A 17,910-nucleotide genomic window follows, 5' to 3' on the forward strand; every position below is an offset into this window, starting at 1 on the left:
CTTCCTGTGGTGCGGATCGGTGTCAGGCGGGGCGCAGGCCGAGGATCGCGTCCAGCCGCTGCTCCAGTGCCCTGGTCGCGGGGGAGACCTCGTGCGGTGCGAGGGCCTTCGGGACCACGGCCACCGGCGAGTCGAGGTACGGGGCGAGACGGGAGGCGACGTCCGGTTCGCCGCCCGGAACGACGCCCGTCTCCACGGCCGACGCCACGACCCGGGACCACATGCCCGTGTCGTCGAGCAGGTCGCGGACCGTGGTCACGGCGCCGGAGCCCGTGCCCGCGGCCATCGGATCGGGCACGTCCCAGCGGTGCTCACCGTGGCCGACGGTCAGGATCTCATCGGTTCCGGGCAGCTGCACGCGGGCGGTGGCGCCGACCGGGACGCGCACGTCCAGGCCGAACGTCCCCGCCGACCTCTCCCAGGCGACATAGGCCTCGCCGTACGGCGTGACGTGGCGGGCCGACGCGGACGTCAGGTCGGCGCAGGGGCGCGGCCGGACGAGGATCTCGCGGTAGCCGGGCGCGGCGGGGGCCAGTCCGGCGACGGTGCGGTGGAGCCAGTCCGCGACGGCGCCGAGCGCGTAGTGGTTGAACGACGTCATCCCGCCGTTGTTGACACTGCCGTCGGGCAGCATGCTGTCCCAGCGCTCCCAGATCGTGGTGGCGCCCATCGTCACCGGGTAGAGCCACGACGGGCACTGCGTCTGCAGGAGCAGGCGGTAGGCGACCTCGACGTGCCCGGTGGCGACCAGCGCGTCGGTCACCAGCGGCGTTCCCACAAAGCCGGTGCTGATGCGGAACGCGTTCGTGCGCACCAGGTCCGCCAGCCGCCGCCCGGCGTGCTCGCGTTGCTCGGCGCCGGGCAGCAGCGCCCACTGGACGGCGAGGGCGTACACCGTCGGGGCGTCGGAGAGGATCCGGCCGGTTCGGGTGACGTACGCGTGGGCGAAGGCCGTACGCACCTCGGCCGCCAGGGCGGTGTACCGGTCGGCCTCGGCCGTGCGACCGAGCACGCGCGCGGCCTCCGCCACGACCTCCGCCGAGCGGGCCAGATGCGCGGTGGCCACCACGTCCGGGTCCGCCTTGGCGCGGGCGGCGTCCTCCGGAGGAGCCGTCGGGTCGAGCCAGTCGCCGAACTGGAAGCCCCCCGACCAGAGGCGGTCGGGGCCGGCGAGGCCCGCCACATGGTCGACCCAGGCCCGCATGCTGGGCAGTTGACGCTCCAGGAGCCCTCGGTCGCCGGTGCGCAGGTACAGCGTCCAGGGGACCAGGGCGGCGGCGTCGCCCCAGGCCGTCGCGGCGGGCGACGGGGTCCGGATCACATCGGGCACCACGTACGGCACCGACCCGTCGGGCTGCTGTTCGGCGGCCAGGTCCGCGAGCCACGAGCTGAGGAAGCCCGCGCTGTCGAACAGGAACATGGCCGTGGGCGCGAACACCTGGATGTCCCCGGTCCAGCCGAGCCGCTCGTCGCGCTGGGGGCAGTCCGTGGGGACGTCGACGAAGTTTCCGCGCATGCTCCACACGACGTTCTCGTGGAAGCGGTCGAGCAGGGCGTGGGAGGAGCGGAACCAGCCCGTACGGCGCAGGTCGGAGCCGATCACCACGGCGTCCACGTCCTCGGCGCGCAGACCGGGCACGCCCGACACCTCCGCGTAGCGGAATCCGTGGAAGGTGAGGGAGGGCTCCAGCGTCTCCTCGGACGCACCGGCGACCAGATAGCTGTCGGTCGCCTTGGCGGAGCGCAGGGGAGCGGTCGCGAGCTCACCGTTCTCCAGGACCTCCGCGTGCCGGACCACGACCTCGCTGCCGGATGTCAGACCGCGCACGCGCAACCGCACCCAGCCCACCGCGTTCTGACCGAAGTCGATCAGGGTGCGGCCGGCGGGCGACGTCCACACCTTCTCCGCGGGGAGGAGGCAGCTGACCCGGACGGGCGGCCCCTCCGGTGCGACGAGGCGTCCGAGGTCGCCGGGCACCACCTCCACGGCGTCGGCGGCCGAGGTCCAGCGTGCGTTGCGCCGTCGCAGGTCGTTGCGCTGGCCGTCGTAGAGATCGTCGGTGAGCACCTCGCTCTCCCGCGCGGTCCAGGCGCCGTCGGTGGCGAGCACGTGCACCTGACCGTCGGTGGTGGTGACCTCGAGCTGAGCCAGCAGGGCGAGCCGGTCGCCGTACAGGGCGCGTTCGCCGTTGAAGCCCAGGCGTCCGCGGTACCAGCCGTTGCCCAGCAGGACCTCCAGGTCGTTGGCGCCCTCGCGCACCAGGTCGGTGACGTCGTACGTCTGGTAGCGCAGCCGGTGTTCGTACGCGGTCCAGCCCGGTGCGAGGACCTGGTCGCCGACGCGGCGACCGTTGAGGGTGGCGGTGTACAGGCCGTGAGCGGTGGCGTAGAGGCGGGCTCTGCGCACCTCGCCCGGCACGTGCAGGGCGCCGTGCAGTACGGGCGCCGGCATCCGCAGGCCGCCGATGGCCACGGGGCTGACGAAGGCGGCGGACCAGTCCGCGACGTCGAGCAGTCCGGCCTCGACGACGGAGCGCTCGCTCCACTGGCTCCACTCGGAGTCGTGCGCCACGCGCACGCGGACCGAGGCGAACTCACGGGATGCCAGCGGCGGCGCGGGCCAGGGCACCAGCACCTGTTCGGTGCTGTCCACCCGGTAGCGCTCGGCGTGTCCGCCGCGCAGGATCTCCACCTCGTAGGCGGTCTGCCGGTAGTCCGCGTCCGCGTGCGGGGTCGTCCAGGAAAGTCGGGGCGAGCCCGTTCCGATGCCCCGCAGCGGGGAGGGGCCGGTGAGGTGCTCGAAGTGGGGTGCGTGGGGAGCGGCTGCCACGGCCATGCAAGTCTCCAGACTTTTCAGGCAGTCGGTGACCGGGCCTGGAGCAGGTTTCGAGGCCATGCCCAGGAACGCCCGCGCGCGGTGATGAGCGCTGTGTGGCGGGCCGGTGTCGTATAACGTTCTACGCGGGCAGCGTAGGGACCGCTGCTCCCACGTGTCAAGGGACGGGGGAGGACGTCGATCCATGAGAAAGCCGATAGGGGCGGCGCTTGTGGCATGGCGCGCACGGACACCGGCTCTGCTGACGGGGGCGGAGCGACATGACCCCCGCACAGGACGGACGCGAGCGGCGGGACGGCCGCGCCGGGAGGGGCCCGGGGGCCTCCGGCGTCCGCCGCGTCACCATTCAGGACGTGGCCAGGGAGGCGCCAGTCTCCGTGTCCGCGGTGTCGAAGGCACTCCGCGACGCCTACGGCGTCAGTCCCGAGATGCGGGCCAAGGTCACCGCCGCGATCGAGAGGCTGGGGTACCGCCCGCAGGCCGGGGCCCGTGCGATGCGCGGCCGGCTACGACACCGTCGTGGACGACGACCGGGGCGGAGCGCGCCTCATGGTCGATCACCTCGTGAGCCTCGGTCATCGGCGCATCGAGTACACGACGCACCCCCTGGGCGGGCTGGAACGTCCGCACGTCCTCGCGCAGACAGCCCGGCTGGACGGCTTCGTGGCGGCGATGAGACGGCACGGCCTGGAGCCGGACGTCATCGAGACGTCCTACACCGAGGAAGGCGGACACCGAGCCGCGCTCGAGGCCCTGACCGGGTCCACGTCGCCCACCGCGATCTTCGCCGGCGCCGACATCGCCGCCCTCGGCGTGCTGCGGGCGGCGGAGGAACGTGGCCTGAGGGCGCCCGAAGACCTCACCGTGACCGTGTACGGCAACGTCGACGCCTCGGCGATCGGCAGGGTGTCCCTCACCGCCGTCGACCAGTGCCACCTCACCGGCCAGATGAGCGCCCGGCTTCTCTTGGAACGGCTGGAAGGCCGCGTCCAGCCCGTCCACTACGCCGTGGCGCCCCGGCTCCTGCCGCGCGGGACCAGTGCTGCTCCCGCGGCGGGGGCCCGCGTCCCGAAGAGGCCCGGCTGAGGGCGCCACCGGACCTCCGGCAGGTATCCTCCCTGCTCAAACGGGGTTGCCGTGTCGGCGGTGACTCGTGTCCGCGCATCGGCGCGTGCGAACACGAGGCTACGGGTGCGTTGCGGAACCGTTACCCACGCGGGCCGGAGCATCCTCTTGACGCGGCCGAATCGACTCCGTACGTTGCCGCGTAGAACGTTGTACATCCTCTTCTTCCCGTCCAGTCTGCGCCGATCTGTCTCGAGGCGCTGGGACGATTTCCCGCCAAGGCGGCACACAGCCCCGGCGGCACCCTCATTCGCGTCCGAAGGAGTCAACGATGAGGCGCACCATTCGACCCGCCCGCAGAGCGGTCACCATGATCACGGCCGTCGCCGCACTCGCCGCGCTCAGCGGCTGCACCGACGCCGGCTCCAGCGCGGGGAGCGAGGGCGGCGGAAAGGCCAAGACCACCCTCACGCTCGGCATGAGCCAGGACATCCAGGGCTGGGACCCCACCAACCAGCCCAGCTACCAGGGCTGGGGCGCGTCCGCCGTCTATGACACCCTGCTCCGCTGCGACGCGCAGGGCAAGCCGCAGCCGGCCGCCGCGAAGTCCTGGGAGCTGAACCCGGACAACACCGGCGGAACGTTCACCCTTCACCCGGGGATGAAGTTCTCGGACGGCACCCCCGTGAACGCGGAGGCGGCGAAGGCCTCGATCGAATACGGTCGCGACCACGGCGCCGGCGCAGCCCGGCTGGCCGGCTGGCAGATCTCCACAGAGGGCGATCTGACCGTCAAGATCACCTTGAAGCCGAATCCGATGTTCGTCGCCCGCCTGTGCGACGTCAGGATGGCGAGTCCGAAGTACCTGGCCTCCGGCAAGCTCAACAAGGCCCCGGTCGGCTCCGGCCCCTACACCCTCGACACCTCGGCGACGACCGCCGGCTCGGTGTACACCTTCGTCAAGAACGACGCCTACTGGAACTCCAAGACCTACCCGTACAAGAAGCTCGTCCTGAAGGTGCTCACCAACGAGACCGCGGCGATCAACGCCCTCAAGACGGGACAGATCGACGGCTCCCTGATCACCCAGGCGACCTACAGCCAGGCCGAGGCCGCCAAGCTGAAGATCCAGTCGCAGAAGTCCCAGGTGACCCGACTGCTGCTGACGGACCACCTCGGCAAGAAGATCCCGGCCCTCGGCAACCTCGACGTGCGCCGTGCGATGAACATGGTCTTCGACAAGGAGGCCATCGCGAAGAACATCTACCGCGGCCTGGCCGACCCGACCGCCCAGATCTTCCGCCCGGGCAGCGAGGCGTACATCGACGACCTCAAGGACCCCTACCCCTTCGACGTCGAGGCCGCGAAGGCGCTGATGGCCAAGGCGGGGTACGCGGACGGGTTCGAGCTCGAGATCCCGTTCATGCAGGGCCAGAACCTCGAACCGCTGATGCCGGTCGTCATCCAGCAGTTGGGCCTGCTGAACATCAAGGTCAAGCAGGTCAACCTGAGCGGCCCCAACGCCATCGGCGAGCTGCTCAGCGGCAAGTACCCCGTCCCGTTCTGGCAGCTCGGCAACTACGGCAACTCGGTCCTGGACATCAACGACTACCTGCTGCCCGAAGGCATCTGGAACGTGGAGCACCAGAAGGACGCGACGGTGGCCGAGGGCTGGAACACGATCCTGACCGGCAGCGCGGCCGATTCCGCCAAGGCGCAGCAGGCACTCAACCGCTACATCGTCGACCAGGCCTGGTTCGTGCCCATGGTGCAGGCGAGCATGCACTACGCCTACAACCCCAAGGTCAACGTCCGCCCGTCCACCGACCCGAGTGGTCTGCACCCCATGCTGTGGGACTTCCAGTAGTCCGACGGAGGGGAACGATTGGAGCCGCAGGTGTTGGGTGCAGTACTGAGGAAACTGGTCCGCTCGGCGAGCGTGCTGCTTCTCGTGAGCTTCGCGACCTTCGCCCTGATGTACGGCAACGGGACCGGCATCGCGCGGTCGGTCCTCGGAGTGAGAGCGACCGAGAGCGACGTCCGGGCCGAGGTCGTCAAGCTGGGGTTGGACAAGCCGCTGCTGGTCCAGTACTGGGACTGGCTCAAGGGAGTCGTCACCGGTGACCTCGGCGAGTCCTTCTTCACGGGCGAGTCCGTGACGTCCGCCCTCTCCTCCCGGGTCCCGGTGACCCTGGCTCTGATCGTGCTGACGATCGTGCTGACGACGGCGGTGAGCGTCCTCATCGGGGTCGCCGCCGCCGTCCGCGGCGGATGGATCGACCGGATGGTGCAGTTCATGTCGGTCTCGGGCGCGGCCGTGCCGCCCTTCATCATCGCCATCGGTCTCGTCTTCGCCTTCGCCGTCTCGATCCGGATGTTCCCGGCGACGGGGTACGTCTCGCCGGACCAGAGCCTCCGTGGGTGGCTCGAATCGATCACGCTCCCGGTGATCGCGCTGCTCATCGGCTCCGTCGCCAACGCCGCCGCACAGTTCCGCGGAGCGGTCCTCGACACGCTCTCGCAGGATTTCGTCCGAACGCTGCGGGCACGCGGCGTCCCCGAGTCACGGGTCGTCTTCCGGCACGTGCTGCGCAACGCAGCCGGTCCCGGACTGACCACCCTGAGCCTGCAGACCCTCGGTCTCATCGGCGGGGCGGTGATCATCGAGGCGGTGTTCGCGCTCCCCGGACTGGGCGACCTCAGCAACACCTCCGCTCAGAAGGGCGACGTGCCCCTGGTCATGGGATGCGTGCTGGTGACCATCCTCGTCGTCCTCGTCGTCAACCTGCTGGGCGACCTCGTCACGGCAGCGGTCAACCCGAAGGCGAGGAAGTGATGACCACGACGCCCCCGCTGACAACGGCCGGGCCGGCCCAGCCGGCCGCCAAGGGAGCCTCGCTCGTCCGACGGCTGCTCACCAACCCGCAGGCCCTCATCTGCCTGACCTTCCTGGTCTGCGTCATGTTCGCGGGACTGTCCAGCCCCTGGCTGGCTCCGCACGGTCAGAACGTGACGGACGTCAACTCTGTGAACACGGCGCCGTTCTCCTCCGGGCACCTCCTCGGGACGGACTCGACGGGACGGGACATCCTGTCCCGGCTCATGAGCGGCACCCTGCAGACCATGCTCGCCTGCCTGGTGGTGCTCCTCGTCTCCATGGTGCTCGGCGTGACCACCGGCCTCGTCGCCGGTTTCTACCGGGGCAGGGTCGACGCCGTGTCGAACTGGGCCTCCGACGTGGTCATGGCCACCCCCGGCATCATCCTGCTCATCGCGCTCTACACGCGGACCGGGGCGAACATCGTGGCGGCGATGGCCACCTACGGGCTGATCGTCGCACCGTCCTACTTCCGCCTCGTGAGAAACGTCGTCCTCGGGGTCCGCAACGAGCTGTACGTGGACGCGGCCAAGGTGGTCGGCCTCTCCGACCTGCGGATCGTCGGCAGGCACGTGCTCTGGGCCGTCCGCGCGCCCGTGATCATCCAGAGCGCGTTCGTCCTGGCCTCGGCGATCGGCATCGAGGCCGGACTGGGCTTCCTCGGCCTGAGCGACCCGGCGAAGGCGTCATGGGGCGGCGTGCTCCAGGAGGCGTTCGGCAACATCTACAACAACAAGGCCGGCGTCCTGTGGCCGGCGCTTCTCATCAGCCTGACCGTCCTGGCACTCGTCCTGCTCGGCAACGCCCTGCGCGACGTGCTCCAGTCGTCCACCCACAGCAAGGCGATGACCCCGAGCCGGCGCCGCGCACTGATCCGGCAGGCGCAGGACCGGGCGGCGGGTCCGGAGACGACGAACGCTCCGGCGGACGCGGTCCTGTCCGTGCGCGGCCTGCGCATCGGCTACCCGGACGGCGAGGACGGGGTGAACGAGGTGGTGCACGGCGTCGACCTCGACGTCCGGCGCGGGGAGATCCACGGTCTGGTCGGCGAGTCCGGGTCCGGCAAGTCGCAGATCGCGTTCTCCACCCTGGGCATTCTGCCCCGTGAAGCGGTCGTCCTGGGCGGCAGCATCGTCCTCGACGGCAAGGACCTGCTCGCGGACGCGCACCACATGCGTGAGGCGCGCGGCCGACGGATCGCCTACGTGCCGCAGGAACCCATGTCCAACCTCGACCCGTGCTTCACGGTGGGCGCGCAGCTCACCTACGGGCTGCGCGCGGTGAAGGACCTCACGAAGCGGGAGGCGGAACGGGAACTGCTGGCCCTGCTCGCGCGGGTCGGGATCAAGAGCCCGGAACGGGTGTTCGGTCAGTACCCGCACGAGATCTCCGGAGGCATGGCCCAGCGCGTCCTCATCTGCGGCGCGATCGCCTCGGGCCCGGACCTGATCGTGGCGGACGAGCCGACCACCGCCCTGGACGTGACCGTTCAGGCGGAGGTACTCGAGCTGCTCCGCGAGCTGCGGGACGAACGCGGCCTGGCCGTGATCCTCGTGACGCACAACCTCGGCGTCGTCGCGGACCTCTGCGACCGGGTCAGTGTGATGAAGGACGGGCACATCGTGGAGCGCAGCGATGTGGACGCGCTCTTCGAGGCGCCCGCCGAGGCGTACACAAGGGAACTGCTCTCGTCGGCACGCCGTGTCGAGATCGCGGAGGTGTGACGGATGACGGAAACGGTTCTGAAGGTCGAGAACCTCGTCGTGTGCTACGGAGGGCGCCGGGGCAAGGGCGCCACGGTGATCGACGACGTCTCGTTCGACCTGCGCGCGGGGGAGACCCTGAGCCTGGTGGGCGAATCCGGATCGGGGAAGACGACGATCGGCCGCGCGATTCTCGGGCTCGCGCCGGTGACCTCCGGCTCCGTCTCCTTCCGCGGCGAGGCCATCAGCAACATCTCCCGGGCCCGCCGACGCAAGATCGCACGCGACATCCAGGTCGTGTTCCAGGACCCGTACTCCTCGCTGAACCCGTCGATGGCGGTCGAGGACATCCTGGTGGAACCCCTCCTCGCCGCCGGCTCCCGGGACGGACGCACACGGGTACGGGAACTCCTGGACGCCGTCGGTCTCCCGGCCGACTCCGGCGGAAGGTACCCGCGGGAGTTCTCCGGCGGACAGCGGCAGCGCGTCGCCATCGCGCGGGCCCTCGCCCTGGACCCCTCGGTCATCATCTGCGACGAACCCACCAGCGCCCTGGACGTCACGACACAGGCTCGGGTTCTCACACTGCTCCAGGACATCCAGCGTCAGAGCGGCGTGGCCTATCTGTTCATCAGCCATGACCTGGGCGTGGTGAACCAGGTCAGCGACCGGATCGCCGTCCTCAACCAGGGGCGCATCGCCGAGATCGGCGACGCCCACGACGTCGCGACGAATCCGCAGCACCCCTACACCCGCAAGCTCCAGATGGCGGCGCCTGTCGCCGACCCGAAGCGACAGCGCGTCCGCCGGGCGAAGCGGCTGAGCCTCGCCGCCGCCGAGGGCGCCGACCTGCCGGAGACCACGGACGTCCGCTGACCCAGCGTTCCCCAGGTGGGACCGTACGCCGTCGACGAACGCCTTCCCGGCGTGCCCTGCCACGGCGGGACGCCGGCATCGGCCGGCGACCCGCCATGGCTCGCACCGACGCGGAAGTCACGTCACCCGCAAGGAGCACTGCGCGCGACCGCTCAACGCGAGGGTGACACGCACACGCCGTTCGCCCGGGTGCGCAATCTGGGCCGGGTACGGGTCGTCGTGCGCTGACCCGGGGGCTCGGGCCGGGGCTCCCCGCTGCTGCTGCACACACATCTCGACAAGGAACAGAGTGAACACATCACATCAGTCCCACCTTGACGCAGCGGGGACTCGGCCGTGCCCGTAGCCGCCTACCGGGAGTTCCTGCGCACTCCCTCGGTGTCCTGGCTGTTCCTCACCTCCATCGTGGGGCGTTTCAACCAGGGCATGACCAGCCTCGCCATGCTGATGCTCACCATCGACCGGTCGAGTTACGCGGTGTACAGCGCGGTGTCGGCGGTCGGCATGATCGGAGCCCTGGTCTCCGGACCGCTGTTGAGCAGACTGGCCGAGGCGCGCGGCCGACGCCGGCTCCTCGCCGCCACCGCCGCACTGCACACCGCGGCCATGGCGGCGCTCATCCTGGTTCCCCCGGAACCGGTGCTGCTGGTCTGCCTGTCGCTGTGCCTGGGGCTGTGCACGCCTCCGCTCACCTCGACCGTGCGGGCGACAGTGCCGGTACTGGTCCGTCCGGAACAGGGACGCACCTTCTTCGCACTGGAGGCGACCGCGCAGGAGGTCGTCTTCGTCGTGGGGCCGGTGATCACGTCGTTCCTGGCCGCCGTCGGCGGGCCCCGCCTCGCGCTCGCCGCGTGCGGCACGCTCGTTCTCGTCGGAACGCTCGCCTACGCGGCGAGCCGTGACGCGGAGGCCGGCCGCGTGGTCGTGGCGCCCGTCCGCGGCGGTGCCGTGCTGCGGGTGCGGGGTCTGCCCCGACTCTTCGCGGCGGGAGCGCTGCTGACCTGTGCGCTGGCCGCCCAGGTCCTCGGCGTGGTCGCCCTGGTGAGCGGCTCCGACGTGTCGACGGATGCGGGCTTCGTGCTCGCGGTGGGCAGCCTCGGGTCCCTCGTGGGCGGACTGGTCCACGGCGCGCGCAGACGTCAGAAGACGAGATTGCGGCGCCCGCTGTCGTACGTGGCGGCGGGACTGGGCGTGCTCGCACTCACGACTGATCAGACCGTTCTGCTCGTATGGCTCTTCTTCTGGGGCATGACCGTCGCACCTGCGCTGTCCAGCCTCTTCGAACGACTGTCCGCGACGGCTCCGACGGGCTCCGCCGCCGAGGCGTTCGGATGGATGGGCAGTGTGCTCGCCATCGGCAACGTGGCCGGGACTGCTCTCGCGGGGCTGCTCGTCACCGGTTGGGGAGCACACGCCCCGTTGGCCGCGGCATGTGTTCTCGCGTTCCTCGCGGCGCTGGTGTGCGAGCCCTGGCGCAGATCCGGACGGCGGGGAGCCGACCGGCCCGACGGGACGACCGACCAGGCCACGGACCAGCCCGCGACGTCGCCTGTCTCCCCGGGCGAGCCCGCGACCTCCGCACCCTCGAAAAGGCAGGACCAGCCATGACATCGCCGAACCCGCACCCGGCCGCACCGCTGCCGAACCCGTTGATCCCCGGGTTCAACCCGGACCCCAGCTGTGTCCTCGTCGACGGAGCCTGGTACCTGGTCACCTCGTCGTTCGAGTACCTGCCCGCGCTGCCGGTCTACCGCAGCACCGACTTCGTCTCCTGGGACCACATCGGCAACGTGGCGACCCGTGAGGAGCAGGTGAGAGTCGCGAACGTGCCGGACTCCGGGGGAGTGTGGGCCCCGACCGTCCGCCACCACGACGGCCTCTTCCACGTGATCGTCACGGTGGCCACCAGTCCCCGCGGCTGCGTCGTCTTCACCGCGGCCGACCCGGCCGGACCCTGGAGCGACGGCATCACCCTCGACGGGATCATCGGTATCGATCCCGACCTGGCCTGGGACGAGACGGGCGCCGCCTACGTCACCTACAGCGGCCTGCACCTGGACGGGACGACGGTCGTCGAGCACCGGGGCATCCTCCAGGCCAGGGTCGACCTCGCCGAGGGACGGGCGCTGGAGGAACCCCGGGAGCTGTGGTCCGGAACAGGGCTGGTCGCGCCCGAGGCGCCCCACCTGTTCCGGCGCGGCGACCACTGGTACCTGATGATCGCGGAAGGCGGCACCGGGTACGGCCACGCGGTGAGCGTGGCCCGGGGGCCGAGCATCGAGGGGCCGTTCGAAGGAGCCCCGGCCAACCCCGTGCTGTGCGCCTCGGGCACCGACCGCTCCGTCCAGTGCACCGGCCACGCCGACCTGGTCCGCGGCCCGCACGGCGAGGACGTCCTGGTGCTGCTCGGCACACGCATGGCCGGCAAGGCCTCGCCCCTGGGCCGGGAGACGTTCGTCACCGGCGTGGAATGGGTCGACGACTGGCCGTGCCCGGCGCCCGTGGAGGTGAGCCCGCGCCCGGAGTCACTGGACGAGTACTTCGAGTTCACCGGCCCGGCCGCCCTGAACGACCCCGGCTGGCTGGCGGTGGGGCGAGCCCCCGCCGACGTCGCTTCCCTCGACGTACGACCCGGTCAACTGACCATGAGCGCGGGCTCGGGCGGCCTGGACGTCTTCAGGCCCGACTTCCTCGGCCGTCGGCAGCGCCATCTGAGCAGCGTCTTCGAGGCCCGCGTCGACCCGGCGGACGGCAGGGGCGGGCTCGGTCTGCGCTACGACGAGCGGCACACGGTCACACTCGTCGCCGAACGGGCGCCGTCCGGCGACGGCCTCCTGGTCACGGCACGGGGCAGCCTGCCCGCGCTGACCCAGACCTGGACCGCCGAGGTGCCGGGCCACCAGGTGCTCCTGCGGCTCGAAACCCGTGTGCCCGAACCGCACAAGGTGCCCTGGCTCCCGCCCGGCGACACGATCAGGCTCGTCGTCGTGGACGAGTCCGGCGCCGAGACCGCGCTAGCCGAACTGGACGGCCGCTTCTGGTCCGTCGAACTGGCGTCACCGTTCACCGGTCGCGTCACCGGTGTCTTCGCCGAGCACGGCACCGTCCACTTCAGCGACCTCCGCTACCACGGAGAGGGCTCGTCATGACCTCGCTGCCGCGCCGCGTGCTGTTCGGCGCGGCCTACTACCACGAGTACCAGCCGTACGACCGTCTCGAAGACGACCTCGACCTGATGGCCCAGGCCCGCTTCACCGTCATCCGGGTCGGCGAGTCCGTCTGGTCCACCTGGGAACCGGAGAACGGCCGCTTCGAGCTCGACTGGCTTCAGCCGGTCCTGGACGGCGCCCACGAACGCGGCATCTCCGTCCTCCTGGGAACCCCGACGTACGCGGTGCCGCCGTGGCTCGCCCGTCAGTACCCGGAGATCGCGGGGGAGCGGAGCACCGGCCGGCGCATCCCCTGGGGCGCCCGGCAGGAGGCCGACATCACCCACCCGGCGTTCCGCTTCCACGCCGAGCGGGTGACCCGCAGAATCCTCGAACGGCACGCCGGCCACCCGGCCGTCATCGGATTCCAGGTCGACAACGAACCCGGCAACGAACTCCTGTACAACCACGGCGTGTTCCAGCGCTTCGTGGACGATCTGCGGGCGAAGTACGGCGACGTGGAGACCCTCAACCGGGCGTGGGGCCTGGTCTACTGGTCGCACCGGCTGTCCACCTGGGCCGACCTGTGGACGCCCGACGGCAACGCGCAGCCCCAGTACGACATCGCGTGGCGGGAGTTCCAGGCCAGACAGGTGAACGAGTACATCGCCTGGCAGGCCGGGATCGTGCGGGAGTACGCGCGCCCGGAGCAGTTCGTCACCACCGAGGCGCGTTCGACGCCCGGCTCCAGGCGCGCATCGTGCACGCCCGGGAACTCGCCGACACGTCCTGCGAGCAGGCGGCCCGGCAGCACCGGGTGCTGGTCGCCTCCGGCCTGTACCTCGCCGACGACCGGACGCTCGACTGGCTGGGGGCCTACGCGGAAGCGGGAGGCCATGGGCCTGCGCCTCGACGGCGTCGACGGCCTGGCGTCCCTCCCCGGCGGTGGCCACGACCTGGACGCCTGGCAACCGCTCGCAGATGGTGACCAGCCCGTCGCGGATGAGCGTCTGGTCGTCGACGATCAGGACTTTCACGCCGGGACCTCCGCTTCCACCCGCCAGCCGCCGTCCGCCGGTCCTGCGCGGAACGTGCCGCCGAGCCGTTCCACGCGCTCTCGCATGCCTTGCAGACCATAGCCGCCGCCGGTCGCGCTCGTCGTCGAGACGGTCACCGAGGCGCTGCCGGAGACCGGCCGGTCGATCGGCATCGACTGGGGCGTCAGGGAGACCGCCACCACCACCAGCGACCCGCACGACCTTCCCCACCCGCAGCACGGGAAGAGCGCCGCTGCGAAGCTGGCCCGCTGCCAGAGGCAGACGGCGAGGCGGAAGCCCGCGCGTGGGAAGGCCGCGTCCAAGGGCTACCGGGCGGCGTCCCGCGCCGCGGCCAAGGTCCACAAGAAGGTCGCCCGGCAGCGCCAGGACACCGCCCGCAAGTGGGCCAAGACGGTCGTGCGCGACTTCGACCAGCTCGCCGTCGAGGACTTCAAGCCGAAGTTCCTCGCGAGGTCGACGACGGCCCGCAAGGCCGCCGACGCCGCGATCGGCGCGACGAAGACCGCGCTGACCGAGATGGCCCGCAAGCACGGCCGGACCGTGCACCTCGTGCACCCGGCCCACACGACGATGGACTGCGCACAGTGCGGTGCGAGAACCAAGCACGCACTACCTCTCTCAGAACGAACCTACGCGTGCACCGCGTGCGGAGCCGTGTCCCCCCGGGACAAGAACTCCGCCCGCGTGATGCTCGTCCGGGCTGGTCTCAACCCGGCTAGTGCTGATTGCGGAAGACCTGACGGACCGCCGGTCCGCCAGGCTGCATGAGCTCGGAATCCCCCCGCTTTAGCTGGGGGAGGATGTCAAAGACGCAGACTGGTCATGCCGCCGTCCACCCGGAGGATCGTTCCCGTGGTCGATCCGGCTCGCGGGGAGGCGAGGGACGCGATGGCGTGGGCCACCTCCTCGGCAGTCACCAGACGCCCCAACGGCTGGCGCGCGCGCAGGGCTTCGGCCGCCGCCTGCGGGTCCTCCGCGTCGTCGAGCAGACGGGTCACCCACGGTGTGTCCGCCGTGCCGGGGGCGACGGCGTTGACGCGGATCCCGTCTGCCGCGTGGTCGGCGGCCATGGCCAGCGTGAGGGCGTGGACCGCGCCCTTGCTGGCGCTGTACAAGGCCCTCTGGCGTACGCCCAGGTAGGCGACGGCAGAGCACAGGTTCACCACCGCCGCGCGGGACGAGCTTCGCAGGTGGGGCAGAGCCGCGCGGGTGACCCTGGCGATGCCGGTGACGTTGACGTCGAGCACCCGGGCCCACTCGGCGTCGTCGTTGCGGCCGATGTCGCCGACTGCTCCGATGCCGGCGCTGTTCACCAGGACGTCGAGACCGCCCAGGCGAGCGACGGCCTTGGTGATCGTCTCGTCGACCGCGGCTGCGTCGGCGACGTCGCACACCATGGCCGGCACGCCCTCGGGTGCGCCTTCGACTCGGACGTCCAGGACCGCCACCCGTGCGCCCCGGTCCCGGAGCAGCGCGGCGGTCGCGGCCCCGATGCCGCTGCATCCGCCGGTGACGAGTGCGGTGAGACCGTCGAACTCACTCATGGACTGCTCACTCCCCAGGTTGACCGGACGGTGTCTCGACGGGGGTCGACATGGATCTTCGGACCGGGTCCCGCGTCCGGCGGCCGCTCGCCGGCGAGGACCGCACCGGCCTGGGCGAGTCCGACGGTCGAGGCGACCAGAGGTCTGGGGTCGATGGAACCGTCGGCATAGGCGCGGATGGTGGCGTCGAGGCCGGGCGAAGCGGACAGGATGCCGACGGCGGTGACGTCCTTGAGGGCGAGCAGGCGGGTGTCGATCCTGCTCGGCTCGCCCGCCAGGCCGATGTACACGAGGCGGCCGGCGGGTTCGACCAACTCCAGAGCCCTGTGCGGCAGATGGACGGCGTTCGAGGCGTCGACGACCGCGTCGAACGGCAGGTCCGGCAACGAGTCCTCCGTCCACGCGTCCGCGAAACCGAGACTCCGGGCGAAGGCGAGCGAGTCCTCGGTGACGCCCATGAGGTGGACTTCCGCCCCGGCTGCACGGAGGAACATCGCGCTCAGCAGGCCGATCGTCCCCGGGCCCAGGACCAGTGCCCGGTCTCCGGCCCCCGCCGCGGCGGCCTGAGCAGCGCGCAGGGCGTTGCCGCCCGGCTCCACCAGTGCGCCGAGCACCTCGTCGACGGAGTCCGGCAGAGCGTGCAACGAGCTGACCGGATAGGCGAGTTGCTCGGCCAGGGCACCGGGGCGGCCGGTGCGTATGCCCACCTCGTGCCGTCTCTCACAGACATGCTGGCGCCCGCGCCGGCAGCGTCTGCAGGAACCGCAGCCGATCATCGTGTCGCCCATGACGCGTCTTCCGATCCACGCGTGGTCGACGCCGTCGCCGACCGTCGTGACACGGCCGCACCATTCGTGGCCGAGTCGCATCGGGTAGGCGGAGTGGCCCTGGTGGAGGTAGGCCATCTCACCGGTGAAGAACTCCACGTCGGTGCCGCACACGCCGACCCGCTCGACGTCGATGACGACTTCGCCGGGCCCGGCCACCGGCGCGGGGAGGTCCTGGACGTCGTGGACGCCGGGCGCCGTCAGGACGAACGCACGCATGGAGGGCAGGCTCACCGGGGCCCGAGCACGTTCTGGCGCTGAGCGCCGAGCTGCTGGATGCCCAGCTCCATCACGTCGCCCGGCTGGAGGTAGACGGGCGGGGTGAAGCCCATGCCGACGCCGGGCGGAGTGCCCGTGTTGATCAGATCGCCGGGCTCCAGCACGAGGAACTGGCTGAGGTAGTGCACGATGAAGTACGGGTCGAAGATCATCGTCTTGGTGTTGCCGGTCTGTCGGCGCACGCCGTTGACGTCCAGCCACATGTCCAGGGCGAGGACGTCGTCGATCTCGTCGGAGGTGGCGAGCCACGGACCCGCGGGGTTGAAGGTCTCGGCGGACTTGCCCTTGGCCCACTGTCCGCCGCGTTCCAACTGGAAGGCGCGCTCGCTGACGTCGTTGACGACGACGTATCCGGCGATGGCGTCGCGGGCGTCCTCGACCGACTCCAGGTAGCCGGTGCGGCGGCCGATGACGATGCCGAGTTCCACCTCCCAGTCGGCCTTGGTGGACCCGCGAGGAATGCGCACGTCGTCGTACGGGCCGATCAGGGTGTTGGGGGATTTGGTGAACAGGATCGGCTCGTCGGGAACGGGCATGCCGCTCTCGGCCGCGTGGTCACGGTAGTTGAGCCCGATGCACAGGATCTGGTGCGGGCGCGCGATGGGGGCGCCGATGCGTTCTCCGTCGAATCGGGAGACCTGGCCTGCGGCGGCCCGCTCGGCCACGAGGGGTCGGATGCGGTCGATGCCGCCGTCGCCGAAGAACGTCTCGCCGAAGTCGGTGACGACGTCCGACAGATCGACGTACGTCTCGTCGTCGATACGGGCGATGGGCTTCTCGGCGCCGGGTTCGCCGATGCGCATGAGGTACACGGGCGGTGTCTCCAGGGTTCGGTGAGATAAGGAGGGAGGGGGGTTTCAGCAATGGGGCTCGCCGAGGGAGCCGAGCAGCGCCCGGATCTCGTCGAGGGCGTCCAACAGGGTTGCCAAGGGCATCCGGTAGGCCAGCGCGCTGACGCTCACCGATCCCGAGGGCACTGTGGGCGAGGTGGCGAACACGGGCAGCGCGATGCAGTTGACGCCGGTCTCGTTCTCCTGGTCGTCGACTGCGTAGCCGCATTCGGCCGCGGTCCTCAACTCGCGGTGCAGGTCGGGGGGTGTGCACAGGGTCCGCGGGGTGCGCCGTTCCAGGACCGAATCGCCGACCCACGCCTCGACCTCCTCCAGGGTGCCCAGGCGCGAGGCGAGGAGCAGTTTGCCGACGGCGGTGGCGTGAGCGGGGTTGCGTCCGCCGATCGTCGACGTCAGCTTGACGGCGCCGGAGGGCGGGTCGACCTTGGCGCGGTAGACGACCTCCCGGCCGTCGAGGACCGCATAGTGAGCCGTCTCGCCGAACCGGTGCGCCAACGCCTCGAGGACGGGGCGGACGCGGAGGTGGTCGGGGCGGGCCTCGTGGTGCGCGAAGGCTATGCGAAGGAACTCGTCGCCGAGCACGTAGCGGCCGTGCGTGTCCTGGTCCGCCAGCCCGGCGCGGCGCAGGGCGCCGAGCGCGCGGTGCACGGTCGGCTTCGGGCTGCCGATCGTGCGGGTCAGCTCGTCAAGGCCCACCCCGTCGGGATGGCGCGCGAGTTCCTTGAGGACGGCGAGTACCCGGTCCGAGCCGACGAGTCGGCTGCCGTCGGCGCCGCTTCCGCCGTCCTCGCCGGGGTCTGTCGATCCGTCGAATGTCTGCGTATGCTTCATGGCGTTCCAAACT

Annotated in this window: 12 protein-coding genes and 3 pseudogenes; 10 read left to right on the plus strand and 5 right to left on the minus strand. The window is 70.9% G+C overall.

Annotated elements, in window-relative coordinates; translation table 11 throughout:
• Nucleotides 1–22 precede the first annotated feature (22 nt).
• Complete coding sequence (locus ABT300_RS17700) at nt 23–2,836, minus strand: family 78 glycoside hydrolase catalytic domain (protein WP_351676316.1); 2,814 nt, start codon at nt 2,834–2,836, stop codon at nt 23–25.
• Between the two features lie 260 nt (nt 2,837–3,096).
• Between ABT300_RS17700 and ABT300_RS17705 the strand changes: the two are divergent.
• The 10 genes and pseudogenes from ABT300_RS17705 to ABT300_RS17755 all read left to right on the plus strand — a co-directional run.
• Nucleotides 3,097–3,255, plus strand: a pseudogene (locus tag ABT300_RS17705) (LacI family DNA-binding transcriptional regulator); the annotation flags it as partial.
• Nucleotides 3,256–3,355: 100 nt separating this feature from the next.
• Nucleotides 3,356–3,922 (plus strand): substrate-binding domain-containing protein, encoded by a 567-nt coding sequence (locus tag ABT300_RS17710; RefSeq protein ID WP_351676318.1) that lies wholly within the window; start codon nt 3,356–3,358, stop codon nt 3,920–3,922.
• A 310-nt stretch (nt 3,923–4,232) separates the two neighbouring features.
• On the plus strand, nt 4,233–5,768 hold the full coding sequence (locus tag ABT300_RS17715) for an ABC transporter substrate-binding protein (RefSeq protein ID WP_351676320.1): 1,536 nt from the start codon (nt 4,233–4,235) through the stop codon (nt 5,766–5,768).
• Nucleotides 5,769–5,798: 30 nt separating this feature from the next.
• The gene (locus ABT300_RS17720) at nt 5,799–6,737 is read left to right on the plus strand and encodes an ABC transporter permease (protein ID WP_351676322.1); all 939 of its coding nucleotides are present in this window, start codon (nt 5,799–5,801) and stop codon (nt 6,735–6,737) included.
• Complete coding sequence (locus ABT300_RS17725) at nt 6,737–8,503, plus strand: dipeptide/oligopeptide/nickel ABC transporter permease/ATP-binding protein (protein WP_351676324.1); 1,767 nt, start codon at nt 6,737–6,739, stop codon at nt 8,501–8,503. Before ABT300_RS17720 ends, ABT300_RS17725 begins: the two co-directional genes overlap by 1 nt.
• Before the next feature lie 3 nt (nt 8,504–8,506).
• Nucleotides 8,507–9,358, plus strand: coding sequence for an ATP-binding cassette domain-containing protein (locus ABT300_RS17730; protein WP_351676326.1), 852 nt, complete (start codon nt 8,507–8,509; stop codon nt 9,356–9,358).
• Nucleotides 9,359–9,694: 336 nt separating this feature from the next.
• A complete protein-coding gene (locus tag ABT300_RS17735) occupies nt 9,695–10,966 on the plus strand; it encodes an MFS transporter (RefSeq protein WP_351676328.1) in 1,272 nt (423 codons plus the stop codon).
• A complete protein-coding gene (locus ABT300_RS17740; protein ID WP_351676330.1) occupies nt 10,963–12,507 on the plus strand; it encodes a glycoside hydrolase family 43 protein in 1,545 nt (514 codons plus the stop codon). The genes ABT300_RS17735 and ABT300_RS17740 overlap by 4 nt, the downstream gene beginning before the upstream one ends.
• Nucleotides 12,504–13,232: pseudogene (locus tag ABT300_RS17745) on the plus strand (beta-galactosidase); the annotation flags it as partial. The gene ABT300_RS17740 and the pseudogene ABT300_RS17745, both read left to right, overlap by 4 nt.
• A gap of 450 nt (nt 13,233–13,682) precedes the next feature.
• Nucleotides 13,683–14,333: pseudogene (locus ABT300_RS17755) on the plus strand (RNA-guided endonuclease InsQ/TnpB family protein); the annotation flags it as partial.
• A gap of 35 nt (nt 14,334–14,368) precedes the next feature.
• Here ABT300_RS17755 and ABT300_RS17760 read toward each other — a convergent pair.
• From ABT300_RS17760 to ABT300_RS17775, 4 genes are read right to left on the minus strand one after another with little or no spacing between them, the layout of a single operon-like run.
• A complete protein-coding gene (locus ABT300_RS17760) occupies nt 14,369–15,109 on the minus strand; it encodes an SDR family NAD(P)-dependent oxidoreductase (protein WP_351676332.1) in 741 nt (246 codons plus the stop codon).
• On the minus strand, nt 15,106–16,155 hold the full coding sequence (locus tag ABT300_RS17765; RefSeq protein ID WP_351676334.1) for a zinc-dependent alcohol dehydrogenase: 1,050 nt from the start codon (nt 16,153–16,155) through the stop codon (nt 15,106–15,108). The genes ABT300_RS17760 and ABT300_RS17765 overlap by 4 nt, the downstream gene beginning before the upstream one ends.
• An 11-nt stretch (nt 16,156–16,166) precedes the next feature.
• Nucleotides 16,167–17,027: a fumarylacetoacetate hydrolase family protein gene (locus ABT300_RS17770; protein ID WP_351676336.1), complete on the minus strand. Its 861-nt coding sequence runs from the start codon at nt 17,025–17,027 to the stop codon at nt 16,167–16,169.
• A 45-nt stretch (nt 17,028–17,072) separates the two neighbouring features.
• Nucleotides 17,073–17,897 (minus strand): IclR family transcriptional regulator, encoded by an 825-nt coding sequence (locus tag ABT300_RS17775; RefSeq protein WP_351676338.1) that lies wholly within the window; start codon nt 17,895–17,897, stop codon nt 17,073–17,075.
• Nucleotides 17,898–17,910: the final 13 nt, after the last annotated feature.

This window comes from Streptomyces sp. NPDC001027 (genome assembly GCF_040299045.1).
Taxonomy (GTDB): Bacteria; Actinomycetota; Actinomycetes; order Streptomycetales; family Streptomycetaceae; genus Streptomyces.